This is a genomic window from Saccharopolyspora sp. NPDC049357 (assembly GCF_040677225.1).
GTDB lineage: Bacteria > Actinomycetota > Actinomycetes > Mycobacteriales > Pseudonocardiaceae > Saccharopolyspora.
In genome coordinates, this window is record NZ_JBFAQJ010000016.1 from 31,001 (window position 1) to 51,424 (window position 20,424).

Sequence of the window (20,424 nt, forward strand, 5' to 3'; positions counted from 1 at the left end):
TCTCTTGCTTCGTTCGTAGGAGTCTTCTTCATGGATCTGATCGCTGTTCTGCTCACCGGATTGTTGGCCGGTGGGGTGTCCTGCGCGGCCGTGCAAGGCGGCCTGCTGGCCGGGATGATCTCCCGCCAACGCCGCGTCACCGAGCGGGAATCAGCCCTCGGTGGCACCCGCCTCCAAGTCCGAGGAGCGCTGGGTCGCCTCGCTGACGATCTAGCGCCGGTCGGAGGTTTTCTGATCGGCAAGCTCTTCTCGCACGCGATCCTCGGCGCCCTGCTGGGTGCGTTGGGCAGCGTGGCGCAGCTGTCGGTCGGCCTGCGCACGTGGATTCAGCTGCTCGCCGGCGCGGTGATCATCGCCTTCGGTCTCGCGCAGGTCGGTGTGCCGGGCTTTCGCAACATCGTCATCGAACCGCCCCTGTCGTGGATGCGGATCGTGCGCGACCGCTCGCGCTCCCGGTCGGCGCTGGCACCGACGCTGCTCGGGGTGGTCAGCGTGCTCATCCCGTGCGGCGTGACGCTCTCGGTCGAGGCGCTGGCCTTGGCCTCCGGCTCTCCACTGACCGGAGCGGCCATCATGGCGGTCTTCGTGATCGGCACCAGCCCGCTGTTCGCCCTGCTCGGCTACCTCGCTCGCAAAGCCGCTACCGCCTGGCGCGGTCGGCTTGCCGTGCTCACCGGCATCGTCGTCGTGATCACCGGCCTCTACACCCTCAACGGAGGCCTCGAACTCGCAGGATCCCCGCTGGCGGCCAGTCGGCTCACCCAAGCGGCCACCGCTGAGGAGCCGCCGCCGGCGGGCACCGTGACCGTCCAGAACGGCCATCAGACCGTGGCGATCACAGCGACCACCGGCGCCTACAGTCCGGCCAACGTCCAGGTCCGCGCAGGTGTGCCGACCACGCTCGTCATCGAGTCCGACAACGCGCAGGGCTGTGTGCGCTCGTTCATCATCCCCGACCGCAACGTCGACAAGATCCTTCCGGTTCGAGGGGCGACCGTCGTCGAGCTCGGTGCGCTGCCGCCGGGGCCGGTGGCGTACTCCTGCGGCATGGGCATGTACACCGGCACCCTCACCGCCGCCTGACCGAGCAGAGGAGAACTGCATGGCGACCACCGCTGTCACCTTCCGCGTCACCGGCATGCACTGCGGCAGCTGCAGCCTGCTCATCGACGATGCGCTCGAAGACCTGCCCGGCGTGCACAGCACGACGACCTCGGTCAAGACCGGCCGCAGCGTCGTGGAACTGGACCTCTCCAGGTCCAGCACCGCCGACGTCATCGCAGCGATCGCTGAGGCCGGATACCAAGCCGAGCCCACCGGCTGACCGAGCGACTGGGCTGCGCCGCGCGGCGCAGCCGACTCGGTTGTTCCTGGCGTTCGAGCCGTTGACCACCTATACCCCCTAGGGGTATTTTCGGGTGAACGTGACGAGGAATTCGAGTCAGGCCGGAGAGGAATTGCCATGGCGGAAACGACGTACGCGGTCAGCGGAATGACCTGCGGCCACTGCGCCGCGTCGGTGACCGAGGAGATCAGCAAGATCACCGGTGTGTCGGACGTGGCGGTCGACCTGCCGACCGGTGCGGTGACGGTGACCAGCGACGCGGCGCTCAGCGAGGTGGTCGTGCGCGAAGCCGTCGAAGAGGCCGGCTACGAGCTGGCATCCCACTAGGGCCTCGGCCCGCAAGGGCCCGCTGAAGGGCCCGGACTCGCAAGGGGTTGAAAAATGAACACAGCAGCGAAGCTCTCCGCCTACGGTGCGGTGCTCGCCCTCGCCTTCGGCGGGGCGTGGGCGGCCGGAACCGCTGTCGGTCCCTTCACCACCGGCGTCGCGGCGCAGGGTGGGCACTCCGGCGTTGGGCACGCCGGTGGTGGGGACAGCCACAGCGGCACCGTCGCGGGAGCCACGCAGGAGCACCTTCCGGCGGGACTCGCGTCGACCAGGGACGGTTACACCCTCACGTCCACCACGACGACGATCACGCCGGGCAGCACCGAGAACTTCTCCTTCCGCATCATCGGCCCCGGCGGGAACCCGGTGACGCGGTTCGACGCCGAGCACGACAAGCGGATGCACCTGATCGTCGTTCGCCGTGACACGGCCGGTTACGAGCACCTGCACCCGGAGATGAGCCCGGACGGCACCTGGAACGTGCCGATGCGGCTACCCCTCGGGGGTACCTATCGGCTCTTCGCCGATTTCGTCCCGACCGGCGGTGCGGATCAGACGCTGGGTCTGGACGTCTCCGCGCCGGGGGTCTTCGAGCCGGTTGCGCATGCGCCATCCCGCATCGCGGAGGTCGACGGCTACCAGGTCAGGTTGGACGGGCAGCTCTCGGCCGGGCGATCGTCTCCGCTCACGCTGTCGGTGAGCGAGGACGGGCGACCCGTCACGGACCTGCAGCCCTACCTGGCCGCCTACGGGCACCTGGTCGCGCTGCGCACGGGCGATCTCGCCTACCTCCACGTGCATCCCGAGGGAGCCCCGGGCGATGGCCGCACTCCGGCGGGGCCGGAGATCATGTTCCGGGCCGAGGTTCCTTCTGCGGGCACCTACCGGCTCTTCTTCGACTTCCAGCACGAGGGCCGAGTCCGCACGGCGGAGTTCACGGTCGACACGGGACCCGCGGACAGCCGCCAGCCGCAGCCGCCGTCCGGTGACGGCCACGGAAGCCACGGGTGAACAGGAGAACCTCGATGAGCAAGGTCAGTGAGTCCCCGAGCCTGACGGGCCGGGAGATCGAACTCGCGATCGGCGGCATGACCTGCGCTTCATGCGCCGCGCGGGTCGAGAAGCGCCTCGGCAAGCTCGACGGCGTCACCGCCACCGTCAACTACGCCACCGAGAAGGCCAAGGTGTCCCTGCCGCCCGGCCTGGACCCGCAGCAGCTCGTGGAGCAGGTCGAGGCCGCCGGCTACACGGCGACCCTGCCGACTTCCGATGCGAGCGCTGAGCAGGATCGAGAACCGGACGATCCGGTGCGGACCCTGCGCGATCGACTGGTCGTGTCGGCGGCGTTGTCCGTTCCGGTGATCGTGCTGGCGATGGTGCCGGTGTTGCAGTTCACCTACTGGCAGTGGATCTCGCTCGCGCTGGCGGCCCCCGTCGTCGTGTGGGGCGCGTGGCCTTTCCACCGCGCCGCGTGGACGAACCTGCGCCACGGAGCGGCCACCATGGACACGCTGATCTCGATGGGCACCCTGGCGGCGTTCCTGTGGTCGCTGTACGCGCTGGTTCTCGGCACGGCCGGAACACCGGGCATGACGCACCCCTTCGAGCTGACCGTCCAGCGCATGGCCGGCGACAGCACCATCTACCTCGAAGTCGCCGCGGGCGTGACGACCTTCATCCTGGCCGGGCGGTACTTCGAAGCGCGGTCCAAGCGTCGCGCCGGGGCGGCGCTGCGCGCGCTGCTGGAACTCGGCGCGAAGGACGTCGCCGTGCTCCGCGACGGACGCGAGCAGCGCATCCCGATCGACCAGCTGGCCGTCGGCGATCACTTCGTCGTGCGTCCCGGCGAGAAGATCGCCACCGACGGCGTCGTCGAGGAGGGCAGCTCGGCGGTCGACGCCAGCATGCTCACCGGCGAATCGGTGCCCGTGGAGGTCACCGCGGGAGACGCGGTGACCGGCGCGACCGTGAACGCCGGAGGTCGTTTGGTCGTGCGCGCGGTGCGCGTCGGCGCCGACACGCAGTTGGCGCAGATGGCGAAACTGGTGGAGGACGCCCAGAACGGCAAGGCCGAGGTGCAGCGGCTGGCCGATCGGATCTCGGCGGTGTTCGTACCGATCGTGATCGCACTGGCCATCGCCACGCTCGGGTTCTGGCTCGGCGCCGACGGGGGCGTCGCGGCGGCCTTCACCGCCGCGGTCGCGGTGCTGATCATCGCCTGCCCCTGCGCGCTCGGACTGGCCACCCCCACCGCGTTGCTGGTCGGGACCGGGCGCGGCGCGCAGCTGGGAATCCTGATCAAGGGGCCGGAGGTGCTGGAGTCCACCCGGCGCGTCGACACCGTCGTGCTGGACAAGACCGGCACCGTCACCACCGGGCGGATGTCCCTCGTCGGCGTCCACCTTGTTGAGGGCGCCGACGAGGACGAGGTGCTGCGCTTGGCCGGTGCCGCCGAGCACGCCTCCGAACACCCCATCGCGCAGGCCATCGCCCACGGCGCTCGCGAACGAGCGGGGGAGCTGCCCGCGGTCGAGGACTTCAGCAACACCGAGGGCTTGGGCGTGCAGGCCGTGGTCGACGGCCACGCCGTCCTGGTCGGACGGCCCGCACTGCTCGAGCAGTGGAGCCAGCCGCTGCCGGACGAGCTCGTCACCGCGCGAGAATCCGCCGAGCGCGCGGGCCGAACGGCGGTCGCGGTGTCCTGGGACGGTGCCGCGCGCGCCGTGCTCGAGATCGCCGACACCGTCAAACACGGCTCGGCTGAGGCGATCTCGCAACTCGGCGAGCTCGGGTTGAGGCCGGTGCTGCTCACCGGCGACAACGAGACGGTTGCCCGCACCGTGGCCGGTGAGGTCGGCATCGACGAGGTCATCGCCGAAGTCCTGCCGCAGGACAAGGTCGAGGTCATCACGCGCCTGCAACGGGAAGGGCGAGTGGTGGCGATGGTCGGCGACGGCATCAACGATGCCGCGGCCCTGGCTCAAGCCGACCTCGGGTTGTCGATGGGCACCGGCACCGATGTCGCCATCGAGGCCTCCGACCTCACCCTCGTGCGCGGTGACCTGCGGGCGGCGGTGGACGCCATCCGGCTCTCGCGGCGCACGCTGGCCACGATCAAGGGCAACCTGTTCTGGGCGTTCGCCTACAACGTGGCCGCGCTGCCGCTGGCGGCGCTCGGACTGCTCAACCCGATGATCGCCGGCGCGGCGATGGGCTTCTCCAGCGCTTTCGTGGTCGCCAACAGCCTCAGGCTGCGGAGATTCCGCACCTCCATCACGAGCAACCCGGCGGCAGGAAGTGCGAGACGCGAACCCGCACTCGCCACAGCCAGGACGAGCTGACCGCCCGGGGCGGCTGCGGCGGTTCCGCATCTCCATCGCGGGTGCGTCAGTGTCGAAGGTGGCCGGGATCGTCGTCCCGGCCACCCTCTTATTGTGTGAGCCATTTCGAGCGCAGGGCCCGGGTCGTGCCGACGTGAGCGGGCGCCTCACTGGTCGTCGAGGGTCCGGAACACCAGTCCGGGGTGCGGTTTCGGACCGAACGAGGTCGATTTGCGGGGGAGGCGGATTCCTGCAGCGGCGGCGGTTTTGAGGTCGTGCTGGGTCGGCGGATTCGTCAGGACTGCGACTCCTCCGGTGCGTCGGGCCGTTTCGATGGCCGTGGTTGCGTTCGGTTCGAACTCAATGTGACCGGGATGCTCGGGGATTCGCCACAGGTGGCTGATCAGGGCGGTGTCCAGGACCGCGACGTGCGTCGAGTGCAGGGGAGGCGGGGTGCCGTCGAGGGCGGCGTTGAGAAATCGGGGATGCGGTTCGGTGAGCAGGAAGCCGCCACGCGGGGTGGCGAGGATGAAGGCCGGGCCGGTGCGGGAGTGGCGTTTCAGCGCGGCGAGCCAGTGGGTCGGTGGTCCGTGCAGCGGGTGGATCCGGAACTGGGACGACGCGGTCCGGAGTGCGTGGTGCGGGTCGAGGTGGGGCAGCACCCGGTGGACGGGCGCGAGTCGCAACGGGGTTGCGGTGACGTCGACCAGCAGGCCCGGGAAGTAGTCCCACGGGCCAGGCCCGTGGCCGTCGGCGTAGGCCGAGCGGCGGTACTGGCGGGCAGCGGAGTAGCGGTGGTGGCCGTCGGCGATGAAGGCCGTGCGCGCGTCCAGTTCAGCGATGATGTCGTCCTGCGTCGCGTGGTCGGTGATGCGCCAGAGCCGATGAAACCGACCGTCGTCGGCCAGGAGATCGGCGACGGGTTCCTGACGCGCCATGCCTGCGAGATGTCGGGTGGTGCGGCCATCACCGGAGAAGCCGAGCAAGGCGGGGTCGAGGTCCATCTGGCCGCGGTTCATGAGCCGGGTGAGGTCCGCGGCGCGCTCGGGGATGATCTCCTCGTGCGTGCGCAGCCCGCTGTCCAGGTGCACCGCGGCAAGCACTCCGCGGATGGTTCCACGTGGTCCGCTCTGCTCGTAGGCGTAGAAGGAGGGCTGCCGATCCTGCAGGACCACGCCGCTGCGCTGCCAGGCGCTCAGGGTGCCGGGTACGGCGGCTGAAGCCGGACTGGGGCTCCACGGCGTGGCGTAGCGGGCAGCGAGGGAATCGAGATGGCGCGAACTGATGCGCCAGCCGCGAAACGGGACGACGGCCACGCCGTTGTGCGGCGAGGTGACGGCAGGGATCGGCCCGGTTGCTTCGATTTCGACGAGATCCGCATCGTCCGCGTCTCCGTCGAGGTCGTGGTCAGGTCTTTCTGCCAGGCAGGGCTTGAGCGCCAGCAATGCCCCGATCCCGCAGACGACCGCCATGACCAGCACGGCAGTGGGAGCGGAGAGGAACCCGACCAGCGGACCGGCCAGCAGCGGCCCGGCTGATTGTCCGATGAGCAAGTAGCTGTTGGCGGTGCTGACGAACGCGCTCTTGTGCTCACCGGGCGCGTGCCTGCTGAAGTGCAGGAACAACGACTGGGCGAGGGCGGCGAAGCAGAAGCCCTGCACCAGCCGGAACGGGATCATCGCGAAGGGGTCCAGCGGCAGGGAGACGACGGCGATGGACGCCGCGCACCCGGCGGCGGTGACCGCGAAGGTGCGCAGCGGCCGTCCGGTGAGGTCGTTGTGCTTGCCCCACCAGAACGAGCCGAGCAGGGTCGCACCCCACATCACCGAGTGCAGGACGCCGACCCACACGCTCGCCGCGCGCGCCTCGGTGACGATGCCTTGGATGTGTTCGGCGTAGATGGGGATGAGGCCGTAGACGCCGAAGTACGTTCCGATCGCCGCGAGCGCCAGCAATGTTGCGCCAGGAACCCGCATGACCGACCCGCGGCGACGGGGTTGGCCGGTTGTGCGCTCGCGCGCCGCTCCGGCTGGAGCTCGATCGGGCTCGCGCAGACCCACGGCGCACGCGATGGCGAGGGCGGTCGCGGCGGCGGCGATGGCCAGCATGAGCTGGTGCAGGCCGTCGGAACCGACGACGAGACCACCGGCGATGGGTCCGACCAATGCTCCTGCTGCGGTGGCGCTGAAGGATTTGCCGAGTGCTGAACCGCGTTTTTCGTCGGTACCGGTCGAGCCCGCGAACGCCGCCGCTGCCTCCACGACACCGCCGAGCGTGCCCTGCAGCAGGCGACCGACCACGAGGAGCAGGGGAGTGCCGGCGGTGGTCATGACGACCATGGCCACCGCCAATCCCAGCAGCGCGCGCACCACCATCCACTTGCGGCCGATGCGGTCGCCCAGCCGTCCCCACAGCGGGGTGGTGACGGTGAGGGCCAGGGCCGGGGCGGCGATGGCCACCCCGGCCCAGGTCTGGGTCTCGGCGACGCCGGTGGTGCCGATCTGCTCCAGGTAGAACGGCATGATCGGCACCAGCATCATCAGCCCGGCGGTGTTGATGAACTGCCCAGCCCACAGCAGGACCAAGTTCTGCCCGCGACCGCGAGCCGAATCCGCGTGATCCTCTGGTGCGCTACCCGGGGACTGGGTCCGCAGTGTTCGGGTCACGGTGCCACCGCCTGGGGTTCCTGCCACGGGTCGGGCAGGTTGGCGACCCATTCGTCGTCGTAGACCAGGTCGAGGTAGCGCTCGCCGCGGTCGGGCAGCACCGTCACGATCCGGGCCGGGTCCTCCAGCCTGGAGATGAGGTGCTCGACCCCGGCGATCACCGCACCCGAAGATCCGCCGGCGAAGACCTTCTCGGTGGCCAGCAGCCGTCGGCATCCGGCGGCGGACTCGGCGTCGGCGACGTTCAGGACGTCGTCGATCTCGGCCGGGTCGTAGATCTCCGGGACGCGGCTGGCCCCGAAGCCGGGGATCTGCCGCGGTCCGGCGGGGGCCCCGAAGATGACCGAGCCGACGGCGTCCACGGCGACGACCTTGAGGTTCGGGTGGTCCTTGCGCAGACGTCGGGCAATGCCCTGGATCGAGCCGGTGGTGGACACCGCTGCCACCAGGTAGTCGATGGGGCCGTCGACGGCGTCGAGGATCTCCGCGCCTGCGGTTTCGTGGTAGGCGTGCCAGTTGAGCTCGTTGGCGTACTGGTTGATCTGCGTGGCGTTCGGGAGTGAATCCACCAGCTCACGGGCGCGTTGAACGCGGGAGTGCAGGAATCCGCCTGCCGCGTCCGGTTCGGTCACCATTTCGACCTCGGCACCGAACAGTTCCAGCAGGCGCAGGTTCGTCGGCGAGGTCTTGGGGTCGACCACGGCGGTGAAGGACAGGCCGTGCAAACCGGCTGCCATGGCCAGGGCGATGCCGAGGTTGCCGGAGGTGCTCTCCACCAGCCGCATCCCTGGTCGAAGGGTTCCGTTGGCCAGGCCTTGTTCGATGATGAACCGCGCGGGGCGGTCCTTCATGCTGCCGCCGGGGTTGAGCATCTCCAGCTTGGCGAGCACTTCCACATCGGGTTCGGGGAAACACCGGCTGAGTCGCACCATCGGGGTTGAGCCGACACAACCGATCACCGAATCGTGGATCACTTCGAACCTCCAGGTCTTCGGGGCGCACTTCGGTGCGCCACCGCGATGAGAAGAAGCGGAAAGCATGAACCGATGCGCATGCGACGACGCAGGAGCCGAAAAACCGGCTGCAGCGGGGTTGCGTCACCGCCGCGCTAAGAGGACATCCCGTTCAGCGAAACGAATTCAGGCAGGCGAGGAAGAACACGGAGAAAGTGCGTGTTCAGCAAGAGTTCGCTTGCGATTCAGCTGGACGGGAATCCGATTCGGGAATCAGGTTCGTGCGATGCACGCGAAGTGGAGGAAAGCAGTTCCAGATGGTCTCCACGGTGGCCGGGAGAACCAATGCCGAAGACGCCGTGCCCACGCAGGCTCAGCGAACAGCGCTGCGACCGCCGTCGCGGCGAACGCCAGTGCCAGGAGGAGGAACCCCAGTTCAGCGGGGGTGTTCAGCTGCCTGGTAGGTGCGACGGCGCTGTAATCGGGCCCCGCGTCGCAATACGGGGCCTGGTGGCCGTGATCGCCGTCGTGGCTGGTGGCGGCGGCATCCGAGACCGCGGGAACGTGGGTGTCGTGGTCGTGGGTGTGCCCCGACGCTTCACCGTGGTGCGAACTCGCCGAATTGGTCAGCGACATCATCGCTGCGTGTCCGGGAAGCGCGTGTGCGGGCAGGAGCACGAGGGGAACGAGGAGAAAGCCCAGCACGAGCAGGGGAAGTGCGAGCCACTTCCCCGAGCCGTGTTGCCGTGCCGTTAACTCCTTCACGGGCACCACACTAGAGACGTCGTCCAGAGGCCGCGAAGCCGTATGTCATCTCTCACACGATGGATTCGGGAGTTGATGTCCGCGCTGGGGAATCGGTGCATAGCAAGCTCGAATCGGACGAGGCCGGGCGGTTATTCGTGGTGGATCGAATGAATGGCGCCGAGCGGGTCTCTGCGGGCAGATAATTCGGACATCGCGAGACCGGTGCCCGTTCAGAGTGCGCGCACCTGGCTCGGGGGAAGAGCGTGTTCTCGTCCCCCGAGCCAGGCCGGGCGAGGTCAGCCCGGGGGAAGCAGCTGCTTCATGGTGTCGATCTCGGCCTGCTGGGTATCGATGATCTGCTGAGCCATCTGCTTGGCCTCGGGGAACTGGCCAGCGCTGAGCTCGGTCCGGGCCATCTCGATCGCCCCTTCGTGATGCTTGATCATCATCGACAGGAAGGCCTGGTCGAACTCCGGACCCGAGGACTGCCCGAGCTGGTTCATCTCCTCCGGCGACATCATCCCGCCGCCGGATCCGCCATGGCCGCCGTGATCCATTCCCGGCATCCCGGAGGGTGCTCCGGCGCCCCAGCTCTGCAGCCACCCGGTCAACTTCTCGATCTCCGGCCCCTGCGCGGCCTGGATCTGCTCAGCCAGCTTCTTGACCTCCGGAGACTGCGCGCGGTCGGCCGCCATGCGTGACATCTCGATGGCCTGCTGGTGGTGCGGGATCATGCCCTGGGTGAAGGTCACGTCCGCCTGGTTGTGGGCTGCCTGCCCAGGTGCCTGCTGCTGGCCGGCGCTGGGTGGTGTTCCATGCCCCGGCATGTTCGCCATGTCGTCACCGCCGGAACATCCGGCGGTCACAGCCGCCGCCGTGGCGACGACCGCTGCGGCGGTGAGCACACGCGTGCGCTTCATCATGAAGATTCCTCACGTCTTGCTGGTGGATGCGAAAAGCAAATGCGTGGTCAAAGGCTGAAAACGCCGTTGATCAGCACCGCATCACGCACAGCACGGCGAGACGTCGAGCAACAGGAATCGGAGGGCGCCCGCGCATGCCTGGCGGAGTCGAGCTGCGCGCCGGGCCGGCTGCGGTCGGGCCCGGACCGCGCCGGAACGCCATGAGAACGAACGCGGCGAATCCGATCAGGATCGCCAGGCAAAGGTGCAACACATCGTGGCCGGACGAGAACGGGGCGCCGCTGTGCTCACCGGCATGGCGACACTCGCACCCGTCGTCGGCCGTGGCCGTGATCGGCGCCGCGCTCATCGCGAGGGTGTGCGCCGGCGGGCTCTCGGAGACATGCGGCCCCGGCGCGTGATGCATGAGCACCACGCCCAACGCGAGGGCGACCAACAGCCCCCACCGGGCGACCCGGGACCGCACGTGCATGCGCCCGACCATACCGGGGGCGGGTATCTACACGCAGGCGGAGGGCGACCCGCGCCGCTCGTCAGGCGGAAAGGGCCAGGCGGCGACACCAACGGCTACAGTGGGCGGCCGTCGACGAACGTCGACCCTTCGAGCTTCAAGCGCTGGGTGCGAGCAGTGGTGATGTCTTCGATCAGCAAGGCCGCATCCGTTGCCGGCTCGCCGTACCTGCGGCTCGCCGTCCTCGGCATCGGGCTCGCCGTTGCCATCGTTGCCGGAGTGTGGCTCGGGCCCGATGCGCCGCTGCTGGACATCCGAACCTGGCGAGAAGCGAGTACCTGGTGGACACCGATGCTCTTCGTGCTGTTCTTCGGGGTGGCTGCACTCGTGTTCGCGCCCAGGCCCGCGCTGTCCACCATCGCCGGAATCTTGTTCGCCCCGCCGGTCGCCGTGCTCGTGGTGGTGACCGGCACCGTGCTGGGAGCGGGGTTGGCGTTCGGCGTCGCACGCCTGCTCGGGCGCGATGCGCTGGCGCCTCTGCTCCGAAGGGGCCGCTTGAACGCTCTGGACTCCGCGTTCGCGAGGCGAGGCTTCACGGCAACTGTGATCTGCCGGTTGCTTCCGATCCTTCCCTACGGCGTTGTCAACTACGGCGCCGGTGTGACCCGGGTGCGCATGTTGCACTTCCTCGCCGGAACTGCTGTGGGAACGCTTCCTGCCAACATCGTCTACATCACCGCGGGCAACGCCCTGGCCGCCGGTGCCGGTTGGATGCCCGCGATCTGGCTCGGACTCGCCGTGGCCGCCTTGGTCGGTGCGGGATGGCTGACGCGACGACTCGCGCACGCGCGCTCCGCGCCACCAGACGCCGCCCCTGAGAACGCCGTTCCACAGCGCTGACGCAGATCCCTCACCCCGGGCTCAGTCCCGTCATCGTGACAGCGATGAGCCGCCGCAGAGCGCTAGTCGCGAGGTCTCGCGCGATGGGTTCGCGATTCGGTGTCCCCGCCGCTGGGGAACCGGCGCAGTGGGCGGTCGCGAGGAGACCGACGTTCCGGACCGAACTGGTGCCGCGTGGGCGGGCGACGGGTCCTTAGACTGGGTCCGCGCCCGGCACGGCCTGTTCGTCGACAACGCGAAACGGAGTGCGAACGATGCGACACCTGCGGCTACCTTCCGGCGGCGAACTGCCCGTGTTGGGGCAGGGCACCTGGGGCATGGGCGAGCGCGGTTCGGACCGCGCGGCGGAGGCCGCGGCGCTGCGACGCGGACTCGACCTCGGCATGGGTCTGATCGACACCGCTGAGATGTACGGCAGTGGTGGTGCCGAGGAAGTGGTCGGCGAGGCGATCGGCGGTCGGCGGGACGAGGTTTTCCTGGTCAGCAAGGTGTTTCCGCACAACGCCGGCCGGCGGGACGCGATCGAGGCGTGCGAGCGCAGCCTGCGTCGGCTGGGGACCGATCATCTCGATCTCTACCTGCTGCACTGGCGTGGCGGAACGCCGTTGTCCGAGACGCTCGAAGCGTTCGAGGATCTGCGCGACAGCGGCAAGATCGGTCATTTCGGGGTCAGCAACTTCGACTCCGACGACATGCGAGAGCTGTGGGCGCAGGAGGGTGGCAGCGGTTGCGCGGTCAACCAGGTGCTCTACAACCTCACGCGGCGGGGGATCGAGTTCGACCTGCTGCCGTGGTGCCGGGAGCGGAAGTTGCCGGTGATGGCGTACTCACCGATCGAGCAGGGCCGGGTGCTCGGGGATCCGGTGTTGGGGCGGGTCGCGGAGCGCCACGGGGTCACGCCCGCGCAGATCGCCATCGCCTGGGTCCTGGCCGGTGAGGGCTTCTGCGCGATTCCGAAGGCCGCGACTCGCGGCCACGTCGAGGAGAACCACGCAGCCCTGGAGATCCGGTTGTCGGCGGACGATCTCGCCGAGCTCGACGCGCAGTTCCCTGCGCCGGACCGGGCGACCCCGTTGGAAATCCTCTGACACCGTGAGGATCAGGCTGCGTGGCTGAACGGCAGGGCCAGGCTCTTCTGAGGCCGGTCAGTCGGGGCGCAGTCCCGCCAGCGTGACCGTGACGAGCCTTCTCAAGGCGTCCTGGGAGCTCAGCCCGGCCGCGGCCGTGAGCGAGTGCAGGCAGAAGTTCGCCAGCTCGTCGGGCGCCACGTCATCGCGGAACTCCCCGTTCCGCACGCCTTCGGCGATCAGGTGTCCGAGGAATCCGGTCAGGTGCTGCTGGGCTTGGGCGACGTGCTCGCCGCGGTGCAGCAGCGTGGCGATCTCCGCGCCGTGCCTCTGGTGGGAGATCTGCGCGAACTCCCGCAGCACGGCTTCGAGCCGTTCCGCCGGGGTGCCGGCGCCGTGGCCGATCTTGGCGAGGTGCTGGAGGTGGTCGGAGACCTGCCGCTCGTGCCACGCGAAGAGGATCGCCTCGATGTCCGGGAAGTACTTGTAGAGCGTCGCCCTCCCGATCCCGGCCTTCGTGGCGATCCGCGACATCGTCACCGCGTGCAGGCCCTGCTCGGCCACCAGCTCGGAGGTGGCGTTCAGGATCGCGTCACCGACCTCGCGCCGGTGCTCTTCCACCGTCTCGTTCCACAACCTGGGCACCCTGCGAACTATACGCACCGTCACTCCGCAGACATCACGTCATGCCATGGACAACATGTATCGTAAAAAATGTCGAAGCGAGCGAGTGACGAGGACACGACATGGCAGCCGCACCCCAGCCTCCCGAGACCCCCGGCGCGGGCGACTCCGGCCCCGCGACGCCGCGCTGGGTGAAGGTATTCGCGGTCATCGCTCTGGCCCTGCTGGTGCTGTTCGTGGTCGTGCACCTAGCGGGCGGCGGCATGGGCGGTCACCTGCCGTGATGTCGCCGGGAGTCCGCAAGGTCGCGCTGACCGCGCACGTGGCGTCCTCCGTCGGTTGGTTCGGCGCGGTCGCCGCGTTCCTCGCGCTCGCCGTCGCCGGGCTGGCGAGCGGTGATCCCGAACCGGCCCGAGCCGCGTACCTCGCGATGGAGCTGACCGGCTGGTTCGTCATCGTGCCGTTGAGCCTCCTCTCGCTGATCACGGGTGTCGTGCAGGCGTTGGGCACGCAGTGGGGCTTGTTCCGGCACTACTGGGTTCTGGTGAAGTTCGTGATCACCGCGCTGGCCACCGCCGTTCTGCTCGTGCACATGCGGCCGGTGAGCCACCTGGCCGAACGAGCCGAATCCGGCGCCCTGCAGGTGCAGGTCCTCGCCGACGCCGGAGCCGCCGCCGTGGTGCTGCTCGTCGCGATCGGGCTCTCGGTGTTCAAGCCGCGAGGGCTGACCCGCCGCGGCTGGCGCGCACTGCAACGACCCGACCGCGCCGGCACCGCTCGAACGACCACGCCTAGCACTAGCGGCAGGACCCGGTGCGAGTTCGCAGTCGAGGTGCGGCCTTTCACGCGTCGGTGAGGGGTCTCCTGTGGACTGCGACGGTGACGTCGTGGTCGTTCGCTCCCGCTGCTGAATGACGGCGTTGCACCCGAAGTTCTACAACCCAGGTTCGGTCGACGCTTTGACGAGGAGCGTCGTCACGGAGGGCACCGCGGAGCCGTGGTCGGCCTCGGCTTGGAACTGCGTCACCTACCGGAGCGGGGTGCGCGCGAGGGCGGGTGATAATGGACCGGTGCTTCTTCTCATCGTCGAGGATGACGACCACGTCGCGCACGCGCTGATGGCGGTGCTCGTGAAGCACGGCTTCGAGATCGTACGAGCCCGCACCGGCCGGCAGGCGCTGGAGGCGTTGGCGCGCGAACCCGATCTCGTCTTGCTCGACCTCGGGTTGCCCGACGTCGACGGCTTCGACCTGTGCCGGCGGATGCGGCAGCGGTTCGACCGACCGATCCTGGTGGTCACCGCTCGCACCGATCGAAGTGCTCGGATCCACGGGCTCAACTTGGGCGCCGACGACTACGTGGTCAAGCCCTACGATGTCGGTGAGTTGATCGCCCGAATCCACGCGGTGGCAAGACGCAGCGCACAACGCAGCGAGCTGAGCGCCGGAGGTGCGGCCACCTCGAGGACTGCGGGCCCCATCAGCGTTGACGTCGATGCCCGCGAGGTCACCGCCGACGGACGGCCCGTGCGGCTGACTCGGAAGGAGTTCGACTTGCTGGCGATGTTGGCGCGCCAGCCCGGCGTCGTCTTCAGTCGAGAGCAGATTCTCAGCGAGGTGTGGGGTACGCACTGGCAGGGCAGCCAGCGCACGCTGGAGGTGCACGTGGCATCGTTGCGGACCAAGCTCGGCCTCTCCGACGTGGTGCAGACCGTTCGGGGAGTCGGCTACCGGCTGAGGCCCTGAGCCGTGCGCGGCCGAATCAACGTCCTCCTGCTCGGACTCGTCGTGTGCTTGCTGCTCGCGCTCAGCGTGCCGCTGGCGTGGTCGATCGCGGCCCGCGCGACGGAAGGCGTGTTCGCCGACCGGCTCAACGATGCCGAGCGGTTCGCCGGTCTGGCTGAGCAGGCGACGACCGACGCGGACTTGCCGTGGCTCAACTCCGAGCTGGCGCGTTACCAGCAGGTCTACGGCATCAGCGCCATCACGCTCGACCGCGATGGCGCGGTGCGTGCCGGTGCGGCACCGTCCCACCAGGCGCTCATGGCGGACCCTTCCGTGCACGCGGCCTTGTCCGGACGGCGCGGCGAGCCACCACCGCTGGTGGCTCCCTGGGACCACCGCCCGCTCGTCGTGGCGGTACCGGTGTTGCGCGCAGGCGACGTCGTGGGAGCGGCGGTGACGATCTCGCCCACCACCTCGCTGCGGCAGCAGGTCGCCTGGTGGTGGGGTCTGGTCGCGGGCGGGGTGCTCCTCGCGGTCGCGGTGTGCGCATGGGTGACCGACCGCCTCGCGCGCTGGGTGCTGCGCCCGGTGCGCGATCTGGACGCGACCACGCACGAGATCGCGCAGGGGCGCTTTGACGCCCGGGTCACCGGCACGGCAGGGCCCCCGGAGCTGCGCCGCCTGACTGCGTCGTTCAACTCCATGGCTGACGCGGTGCAGACCGCCTGGCAGCGCCAGCGGTCGTTCGTCTCGGACGCCTCGCACCAGTTGCGCAACCCGCTGAGCGCGCTTCTCCTGCGACACCAGGCGCTGGGGATGGACCTGCCGTCGGAGCTGCGCGGGGAGTGGGCGGACGCGCAGGCGGAGGCTCGTCGGCTGGCCCGCATCCTCGATGAGCTGTTGGCGCTGGCCACGGCCGAGGAGTCCGTGTCGCCGCCGACGGAGATCTGGCTCGGAGAGCTGGTCGATGAGCGGTTCGCCTCGTGGCGGTCGAACGCGGACGAGCGCGCCATCGAGCTCGAACGCACTGGTGCGGAGGTGCGAGGCTTCGCCGACTCGACCGCGCTGAGCAGCGCTTTGGACGCGATCGTCGACAACGCGATCAAGTTCAGCCCGGACGGCGCGCAGGTGACTGTGGATGTCGGCAGAGCTGGTGACGAGGCGATCATCACCGTCCTCGACGAGGGGCCGGGACTGACCGCAGACGAGTTCGCCAGGATCGGGAACCGGTTCTGGCGGAGCCCGCGTCACCAGAACATCGAGGGCTCCGGGCTCGGCGTGAGCATCTCGAAGGCGCTGCTCGCCTCCTTCGGAGGGCACCTGGAGGTGCGCAACCGCGAACGGGGGCTAGCGGTCTCGGTGTTCGTTCCCGTGCCTCCTGATCAGCGCTTGACCTCGCGGTAATAGCGCAGAGCGCCTTCGTGCAGGGGCACGGGGCTGGTGGCGATGGCGGCGCGGCGGTCGAGCTGTGCCGCGGTGGGGACCGCGCGTTCGATGCGCTCCCGGTCCTCGAAGATCAGCTCCAGCACGGCGTGGACCAGTTCCGGCTCAGTCGAAGTGCTGGTCACCAGCAGGTCCGGCACGGCGATGGTGTCGATCAGGGTGCCGTTGCCGTACACGCCGCGCGGGATGCTCGCCGCGCGGTAGTACGGGCCGTGCCGCACCCGCATCCACCCCAGCAGGTCGCCGAGCGGGAGCAGGCGGATGGGACGTCGCCGGGCCAGTCGCACGAGGCTGCCGGTGGGGAGCCCGCCTTGCCAGAACAGGGCGTCCAACGTCCCGCGGTCCAGGGCGGAGAGGGCCTCACCGAAGTCGAGCCGTTCCACGGACACTCGACCGAGCAGCCCGCTGACTTGCAGCAACCGCCCGGCGACCAGCGCGCTCCCGGAACCCGATGGCCCCACCGACACCTTGCGCCCGGCCAGGTCCGAGATCCGGCGCAGGGACGACTCACCCGCCACGACCAGGTGGATGTAGTCGTCGAACAGCCTGCCCACGGCCTGCGGCGGTCGGCGCAGGGCGAAGGGCGACTGACCGTGCTGAGCTGCGGCCGCTGCGTCAAGCGCTGCCAGGCCGAAGGTGCCGGGGATACCAGCGGCCTGGCTCAAGTTGTCCACGGTTCCGCTGGTGGTCACGGTTGAGACCCGCGCTCCGGGCAGCCCGTCTGCCAGGACAGCCGCCAGCTCGCGACCGTACGCGTGGAAGAACCCCGTGGTCTCGCCGGTGGCGACCGCGACAGCCGTGCCGGGGGCACCGTCGTGCGAGTCCGACGCAGAGCAGGCCGCCGTCGCTGCAGCCAGCGACAGCAGCCCGCGTCTGCTCAGCCTGCCTGCGTGCACGGCCCTATCCTCCGTGCCCGGAGCGGATCTGTCATCGGGTGGGCTCCGGGGTGGTCTCGGACTCGTCCCGGGAACCCGTCTTGTCGAGCACGGCTGCAGCCAGCGAGTTGCCGAAGACGTTGACCGCGGTGCGGGCCATGTCGGCGAGGAAGTCCACACCCATCAGGAGCGCGATGCCCTCAACCGGTAGACCGAGGCTCTTGCCGGCGGCCATCAGCACGACGATGGAAGCCGAGGCGACCCCCGCCATGCCCTTCGACAGCACGACCAGCACCAGCACCATGGTCAGCAGAGCACCCGCGCTGAGGTCCATCCCGTAGGCGTTGGCGAGGAAGACCAGGGCGACGGCCTGGTACAGCGTGGAACCGTCGGTGTTGAACGAGTATCCGAGCGGCACGACGAATGACGAAGTGCTGCGCCGAACCCCGTGCTCCTCCAACTTGCGCAGAAGCGGAGCCAGCACGGACTCCGAGGAACGGGTCACGAAGGCGATACCGGCCAGGCCTCCTACCGCGCGCACCAGCGGAACGTATCTGACCCGGAACAGCGCGGCCACGATCGGGAACAGGACCAGCAGAACGACCGCGAGTCCCAAGTAGACGACTCCGAGGAAGCCCAGCAGCCCTGTCATTCCCGCCAGTCCGTAGTGCGCGACGTCGTAGGCGAGAAAGCCGAGGATGCCCAGCGGGGCCAGCCGGATGACGAACCCGACGACCTTGAACATGACCTCGCTGACGGCATCGAGGACCGAGCGAACGGGCGCCGCCTTCTGGCCGACCGCGGCCAGGCCGACACCGAAGAACACCGCGAACACCAGCACGGCGAGCAGGTTGCCTTCCGCGAAGGCCTTGAACACGTTGTCGGGCACGGCGTGCAGGAGGAGCTGCGCGAAGTCAACCTCCGCCGGTTTGCCGTCACCGGGCAGCTTGCTGGTGTCGCCACCGGAGATCGCCATGCCGGTGCCGATGTCGAAGAACTTCGCGAGGCCGATGGCGACGAGCAGGATCACAGTCGTGATGACCTCGAAGTACAGGATCGTTCGCCAGGCCAGCCTGCCGAGGTGCTTCACCGAGTCCATCTGCGTGATGCCCAGCACGATGAGGGGGAACACCAGCGGCAACACGATCATCTCGACGAGTCGGATGAACACGTCGCCGAGGATCTTCATGTGCTCGCCCACGTCAGGCGCGACGAATCCGATGGTGCCGCCGATGACCATGGCGAGCAGAGCCTGCACGCCCATCGGCAACCGCCACCACCGACGTCTAGCGCCGTTGTTCGCCTGGTCCACGCGCTGCGGGGCCGCCTCGCTGCTCGTGCTCACAGCTGCACCTCCTCCGGATTCCACCGCGCTCTCAAACACGGCGTGGGCTTTCGCATTGGAGCGAGACGGTAAGCACCGCGTGTGCCGCCGGTCACCGGAGTTGAGCAAGAGTTGAGCTTTCCCGGAATTGAGGAAGATTTGAGGTTTCTGACCATTCCGTTTCAGGAGCAGGGAAAACCGTTGTGCGCGCAGTGTTGATGTGGCTCCGCGCCCGTTGACCGCCTCGGCCCCGGGAGGCAGCATCCACGTCGCATCACCCCAGTTTGTCCACTATGGACGGGGAAGATCTCCGGGAGGCGTCATGGCATCGCGAACCGAGCACGATCTCATCGGCAATCGGGAAGTTCCCGGAGAGGCCTATTACGGGGTGCACACCGCGCGGGCGGTGGACAACTTCCCCATCAGCGGAACGGCGATCTCGTCGTACCCAGATCTGATCGACGCGCTCGCCTCGGTCAAGGCGGCTGCCGCCAGCGCGAACCGCGACCTCGGGCTGCTCGACGGAGATCGGGCGGGAGCCATCGTACGAGCGTGCGCCGAGATCCGCGCCGGCGCGCTGCACGACCAGTTCGTGGTCGACGTGATCCAGGGGGGCGCTGGCACTTCGACCAACATGAACGCCAACGAGGTCGTCGCCAACCGCGCGTTGGAACTGCTGGGACGTCCACGGGGCGATTACGAGCACCTCCACCCCCTGGAGCACGTCAACCTCGGGCAGAGCACCAACGACGTCTACCCGACGGCCATCAAGCTCGCGCTGGTGTCGGGCTTGCGGGAGCTCCGCGCGGTCATGGGCGAGCTCGCTGAGGCATTCGGTCACAAGTCCGCGGAGTTCGCTGATGTGCTCAAGATGGGCCGAACGCAGTTGCAAGACGCCGTACCGATGACGCTGGGCCAGGAGTTCGCCTCGTACGCGATCATGCTCGGGGAGGACCGTGAACGGCTCGGCGAGGCCACCGACCTTCTGTTGGAGATCAACCTCGGGGGCACCGCCATCGGAACCGGGATCAACACCCACCCCGACTACGCCGCACGCGCATGCGCGCACCTGGCTGAGATCAGCGGAGTTCCCGTGCGCACAGCTGACAACCTCGTCGAAGCCACCCAGGACGCCGGTGCGCTCGTCCAGCTCTCCGGCGTGCTCAAGCGGGTCGCTGTCAAGCTGTCGAAGACCTGCAACGACCTCCGACTGACCTCCTCCGGACCGCGAGCCGGGCTCAACGAGATCAACCTGCCCGCTGTTCAGGCCGGGTCGAGCATCATGCCGGGCAAGGTCAACCCGGTCATCCCGGAAGTCGTCAACCAGGTCGCTTTCGAGGTCATCGGCAACGACGTCACCGTCACTCTGGCCGCTGAGGCCGGTCAGCTCCAGCTCAACGCGTTCGAACCGATCATCGTTCACAGCGTCTTGAAATCGCTGACCCACCTCACTTCCGCTTGCGGGGTGCTCAGCACGCGCTGCATCTCGGGGATCACCGCGAATCGGGACCACCTGGACGAGACGGTTCGCGGTTCCATCGGCCTGGTCACGGCCCTGACGCCCTACCTCGGCTACGCCAACGCGACCGCGATCGCCCAGCAGGCGCTGAACAGCAACCGCACGATCACCGAGCTCGTCCTCGAAAACGATCTGATGTCACCGGCCCAGCTCGACACCCTGCTTCGACCTGAACAGCTCACCCGGCCACGCGCCATTTCCGAGTGACGTGATCGC

The 20,424-nt window shown here is 68.7% G+C and carries 19 protein-coding genes; 12 read left to right on the forward strand and 7 right to left on the reverse strand.

Annotated elements, in window-relative coordinates:
* Nucleotides 1–30: 30 nt before the first annotated feature.
* From AB0J91_RS15880 to AB0J91_RS15900, 5 genes are all read left to right on the forward strand, one after another.
* On the forward strand, nucleotides 31–1,083 hold the full coding sequence (locus tag AB0J91_RS15880; RefSeq protein WP_363868931.1) for a sulfite exporter TauE/SafE family protein: 1,053 nt from the start codon (nucleotides 31–33) through the stop codon (nucleotides 1,081–1,083).
* A gap of 19 nt (nucleotides 1,084–1,102) precedes the next feature.
* Entirely contained in the window at nucleotides 1,103–1,324 is a 222-nt protein-coding gene (locus AB0J91_RS15885) for a heavy metal-associated domain-containing protein (RefSeq protein ID WP_363868934.1), read from the forward strand.
* A gap of 138 nt (nucleotides 1,325–1,462) precedes the next feature.
* Nucleotides 1,463–1,672, forward strand: a complete 210-nt coding sequence (locus tag AB0J91_RS15890; RefSeq protein ID WP_363868937.1) for a heavy-metal-associated domain-containing protein — start codon at nucleotides 1,463–1,465, stop codon at nucleotides 1,670–1,672.
* 54 nt (nucleotides 1,673–1,726) lie between these two features.
* Complete coding sequence (locus tag AB0J91_RS15895) at nucleotides 1,727–2,683, forward strand: hypothetical protein (protein ID WP_363868940.1); 957 nt, start codon at nucleotides 1,727–1,729, stop codon at nucleotides 2,681–2,683.
* A gap of 14 nt (nucleotides 2,684–2,697) precedes the next feature.
* On the forward strand, nucleotides 2,698–5,013 hold the full coding sequence (locus AB0J91_RS15900; RefSeq protein WP_363868942.1) for a heavy metal translocating P-type ATPase: 2,316 nt from the start codon (nucleotides 2,698–2,700) through the stop codon (nucleotides 5,011–5,013).
* 146 nt (nucleotides 5,014–5,159) lie between these two features.
* On the opposite strand, the gene AB0J91_RS15905 is transcribed toward AB0J91_RS15900, so the two are convergent.
* The 4 genes from AB0J91_RS15905 to AB0J91_RS15920 form a co-directional block, all read right to left on the reverse strand.
* Complete coding sequence (locus AB0J91_RS15905; protein WP_363868945.1) at nucleotides 5,160–7,658, reverse strand: MFS transporter; 2,499 nt, start codon at nucleotides 7,656–7,658, stop codon at nucleotides 5,160–5,162.
* Nucleotides 7,655–8,632 carry a 2,3-diaminopropionate biosynthesis protein SbnA gene (gene sbnA / locus AB0J91_RS15910; RefSeq protein WP_363868948.1) on the reverse strand — a complete coding sequence of 326 codons (978 nt, stop codon included), beginning with the start codon at nucleotides 8,630–8,632 and terminating at the stop codon, nucleotides 7,655–7,657. Before sbnA ends, AB0J91_RS15905 begins: the two co-directional genes overlap by 4 nt.
* Before the next feature lie 1,022 nt (nucleotides 8,633–9,654).
* On the reverse strand, nucleotides 9,655–10,278 hold the full coding sequence (locus AB0J91_RS15915) for a DUF305 domain-containing protein (protein WP_363868951.1): 624 nt from the start codon (nucleotides 10,276–10,278) through the stop codon (nucleotides 9,655–9,657).
* Between the two features lie 73 nt (nucleotides 10,279–10,351).
* Nucleotides 10,352–10,753: a DUF6153 family protein gene (locus AB0J91_RS15920; RefSeq protein ID WP_363868954.1), complete on the reverse strand. Its 402-nt coding sequence runs from the start codon at nucleotides 10,751–10,753 to the stop codon at nucleotides 10,352–10,354.
* A gap of 162 nt (nucleotides 10,754–10,915) precedes the next feature.
* On the opposite strand from AB0J91_RS15920, the gene AB0J91_RS15925 reads away from it, so the two are divergent.
* Together AB0J91_RS15925 and AB0J91_RS15930 are read left to right on the forward strand one after the other, a co-directional pair.
* Nucleotides 10,916–11,632: a VTT domain-containing protein gene (locus tag AB0J91_RS15925; RefSeq protein WP_363868957.1), complete on the forward strand. Its 717-nt coding sequence runs from the start codon at nucleotides 10,916–10,918 to the stop codon at nucleotides 11,630–11,632.
* 254 nt (nucleotides 11,633–11,886) lie between these two features.
* On the forward strand, nucleotides 11,887–12,720 hold the full coding sequence (locus AB0J91_RS15930; RefSeq protein ID WP_363868960.1) for an aldo/keto reductase: 834 nt from the start codon (nucleotides 11,887–11,889) through the stop codon (nucleotides 12,718–12,720).
* Nucleotides 12,721–12,777: 57 nt separating this feature from the next.
* Here the strand turns inward: AB0J91_RS15930 and AB0J91_RS15935 are convergent, their stop codons facing one another.
* A complete protein-coding gene (locus AB0J91_RS15935) occupies nucleotides 12,778–13,344 on the reverse strand; it encodes a TetR/AcrR family transcriptional regulator (protein WP_363868963.1) in 567 nt (188 codons plus the stop codon).
* 101 nt (nucleotides 13,345–13,445) lie between these two features.
* Between AB0J91_RS15935 and AB0J91_RS15940 the strand changes: the two genes are divergently transcribed.
* From AB0J91_RS15940 to AB0J91_RS15955, 4 genes are all read left to right on the forward strand, one after another.
* On the forward strand, nucleotides 13,446–13,607 hold the full coding sequence (locus tag AB0J91_RS15940; protein ID WP_363868965.1) for a hypothetical protein: 162 nt from the start codon (nucleotides 13,446–13,448) through the stop codon (nucleotides 13,605–13,607).
* Nucleotides 13,607–14,179 (forward strand): DUF2269 domain-containing protein, encoded by a 573-nt coding sequence (locus tag AB0J91_RS15945; protein WP_363868969.1) that lies wholly within the window; start codon nucleotides 13,607–13,609, stop codon nucleotides 14,177–14,179. Before AB0J91_RS15940 ends, AB0J91_RS15945 begins: the two co-directional genes overlap by 1 nt.
* 214 nt (nucleotides 14,180–14,393) lie before the next feature.
* Nucleotides 14,394–15,068 (forward strand): response regulator transcription factor, encoded by a 675-nt coding sequence (locus AB0J91_RS15950; RefSeq protein WP_363868972.1) that lies wholly within the window; start codon nucleotides 14,394–14,396, stop codon nucleotides 15,066–15,068.
* A gap of 3 nt (nucleotides 15,069–15,071) precedes the next feature.
* Nucleotides 15,072–16,451 carry a HAMP domain-containing sensor histidine kinase gene (locus AB0J91_RS15955; protein ID WP_363868975.1) on the forward strand — a complete coding sequence of 460 codons (1,380 nt, stop codon included), beginning with the start codon at nucleotides 15,072–15,074 and terminating at the stop codon, nucleotides 16,449–16,451.
* Here AB0J91_RS15955 and AB0J91_RS15960 read toward each other — a convergent pair.
* On the reverse strand, nucleotides 16,430–17,386 hold the full coding sequence (locus AB0J91_RS15960) for a TAXI family TRAP transporter solute-binding subunit (protein ID WP_363868978.1): 957 nt from the start codon (nucleotides 17,384–17,386) through the stop codon (nucleotides 16,430–16,432). The two genes, AB0J91_RS15955 and AB0J91_RS15960, sit on opposite strands and share 22 nt — an antisense overlap.
* 31 nt (nucleotides 17,387–17,417) lie before the next feature.
* Nucleotides 17,418–18,710, reverse strand: coding sequence for a dicarboxylate/amino acid:cation symporter (locus AB0J91_RS15965; protein WP_363868981.1), 1,293 nt, complete (start codon nucleotides 18,708–18,710; stop codon nucleotides 17,418–17,420).
* Nucleotides 18,711–19,011: 301 nt separating this feature from the next.
* On the opposite strand from AB0J91_RS15965, the gene AB0J91_RS15970 reads away from it, so the two are divergent.
* On the forward strand, nucleotides 19,012–20,415 hold the full coding sequence (locus tag AB0J91_RS15970) for an aspartate ammonia-lyase (RefSeq protein WP_363868984.1): 1,404 nt from the start codon (nucleotides 19,012–19,014) through the stop codon (nucleotides 20,413–20,415).
* The last annotated feature ends 9 nt before the right edge of the window (nucleotides 20,416–20,424 follow it).

Coding starts and splice junctions, on each gene's coding strand:
- AB0J91_RS15940 (WP_363868965.1), top strand. CDS start 13,446: ATGGCAGCCGCACCCCAGCCTCCCGAGACCCCCGGCGCGGGCGACTCC.
- AB0J91_RS15920 (WP_363868954.1), bottom strand. CDS start 10,753: ATGCACGTGCGGTCCCGGGTCGCCCGGTGGGGGCTGTTGGTCGCCCTC.
- AB0J91_RS15970 (WP_363868984.1), top strand. CDS start 19,012: ATGGCATCGCGAACCGAGCACGATCTCATCGGCAATCGGGAAGTTCCC.
- AB0J91_RS15895 (WP_363868940.1), top strand. CDS start 1,727: ATGAACACAGCAGCGAAGCTCTCCGCCTACGGTGCGGTGCTCGCCCTC.
- AB0J91_RS15925 (WP_363868957.1), top strand. CDS start 10,916: ATGTCTTCGATCAGCAAGGCCGCATCCGTTGCCGGCTCGCCGTACCTG.
- AB0J91_RS15885 (WP_363868934.1), top strand. CDS start 1,103: ATGGCGACCACCGCTGTCACCTTCCGCGTCACCGGCATGCACTGCGGC.
- AB0J91_RS15900 (WP_363868942.1), top strand. CDS start 2,698: ATGAGCAAGGTCAGTGAGTCCCCGAGCCTGACGGGCCGGGAGATCGAA.
- AB0J91_RS15915 (WP_363868951.1), bottom strand. CDS start 10,278: ATGAAGCGCACGCGTGTGCTCACCGCCGCAGCGGTCGTCGCCACGGCG.
- AB0J91_RS15880 (WP_363868931.1), top strand. CDS start 31: ATGGATCTGATCGCTGTTCTGCTCACCGGATTGTTGGCCGGTGGGGTG.
- AB0J91_RS15945 (WP_363868969.1), top strand. CDS start 13,607: ATGTCGCCGGGAGTCCGCAAGGTCGCGCTGACCGCGCACGTGGCGTCC.
- AB0J91_RS15890 (WP_363868937.1), top strand. CDS start 1,463: ATGGCGGAAACGACGTACGCGGTCAGCGGAATGACCTGCGGCCACTGC.
- AB0J91_RS15930 (WP_363868960.1), top strand. CDS start 11,887: ATGCGACACCTGCGGCTACCTTCCGGCGGCGAACTGCCCGTGTTGGGG.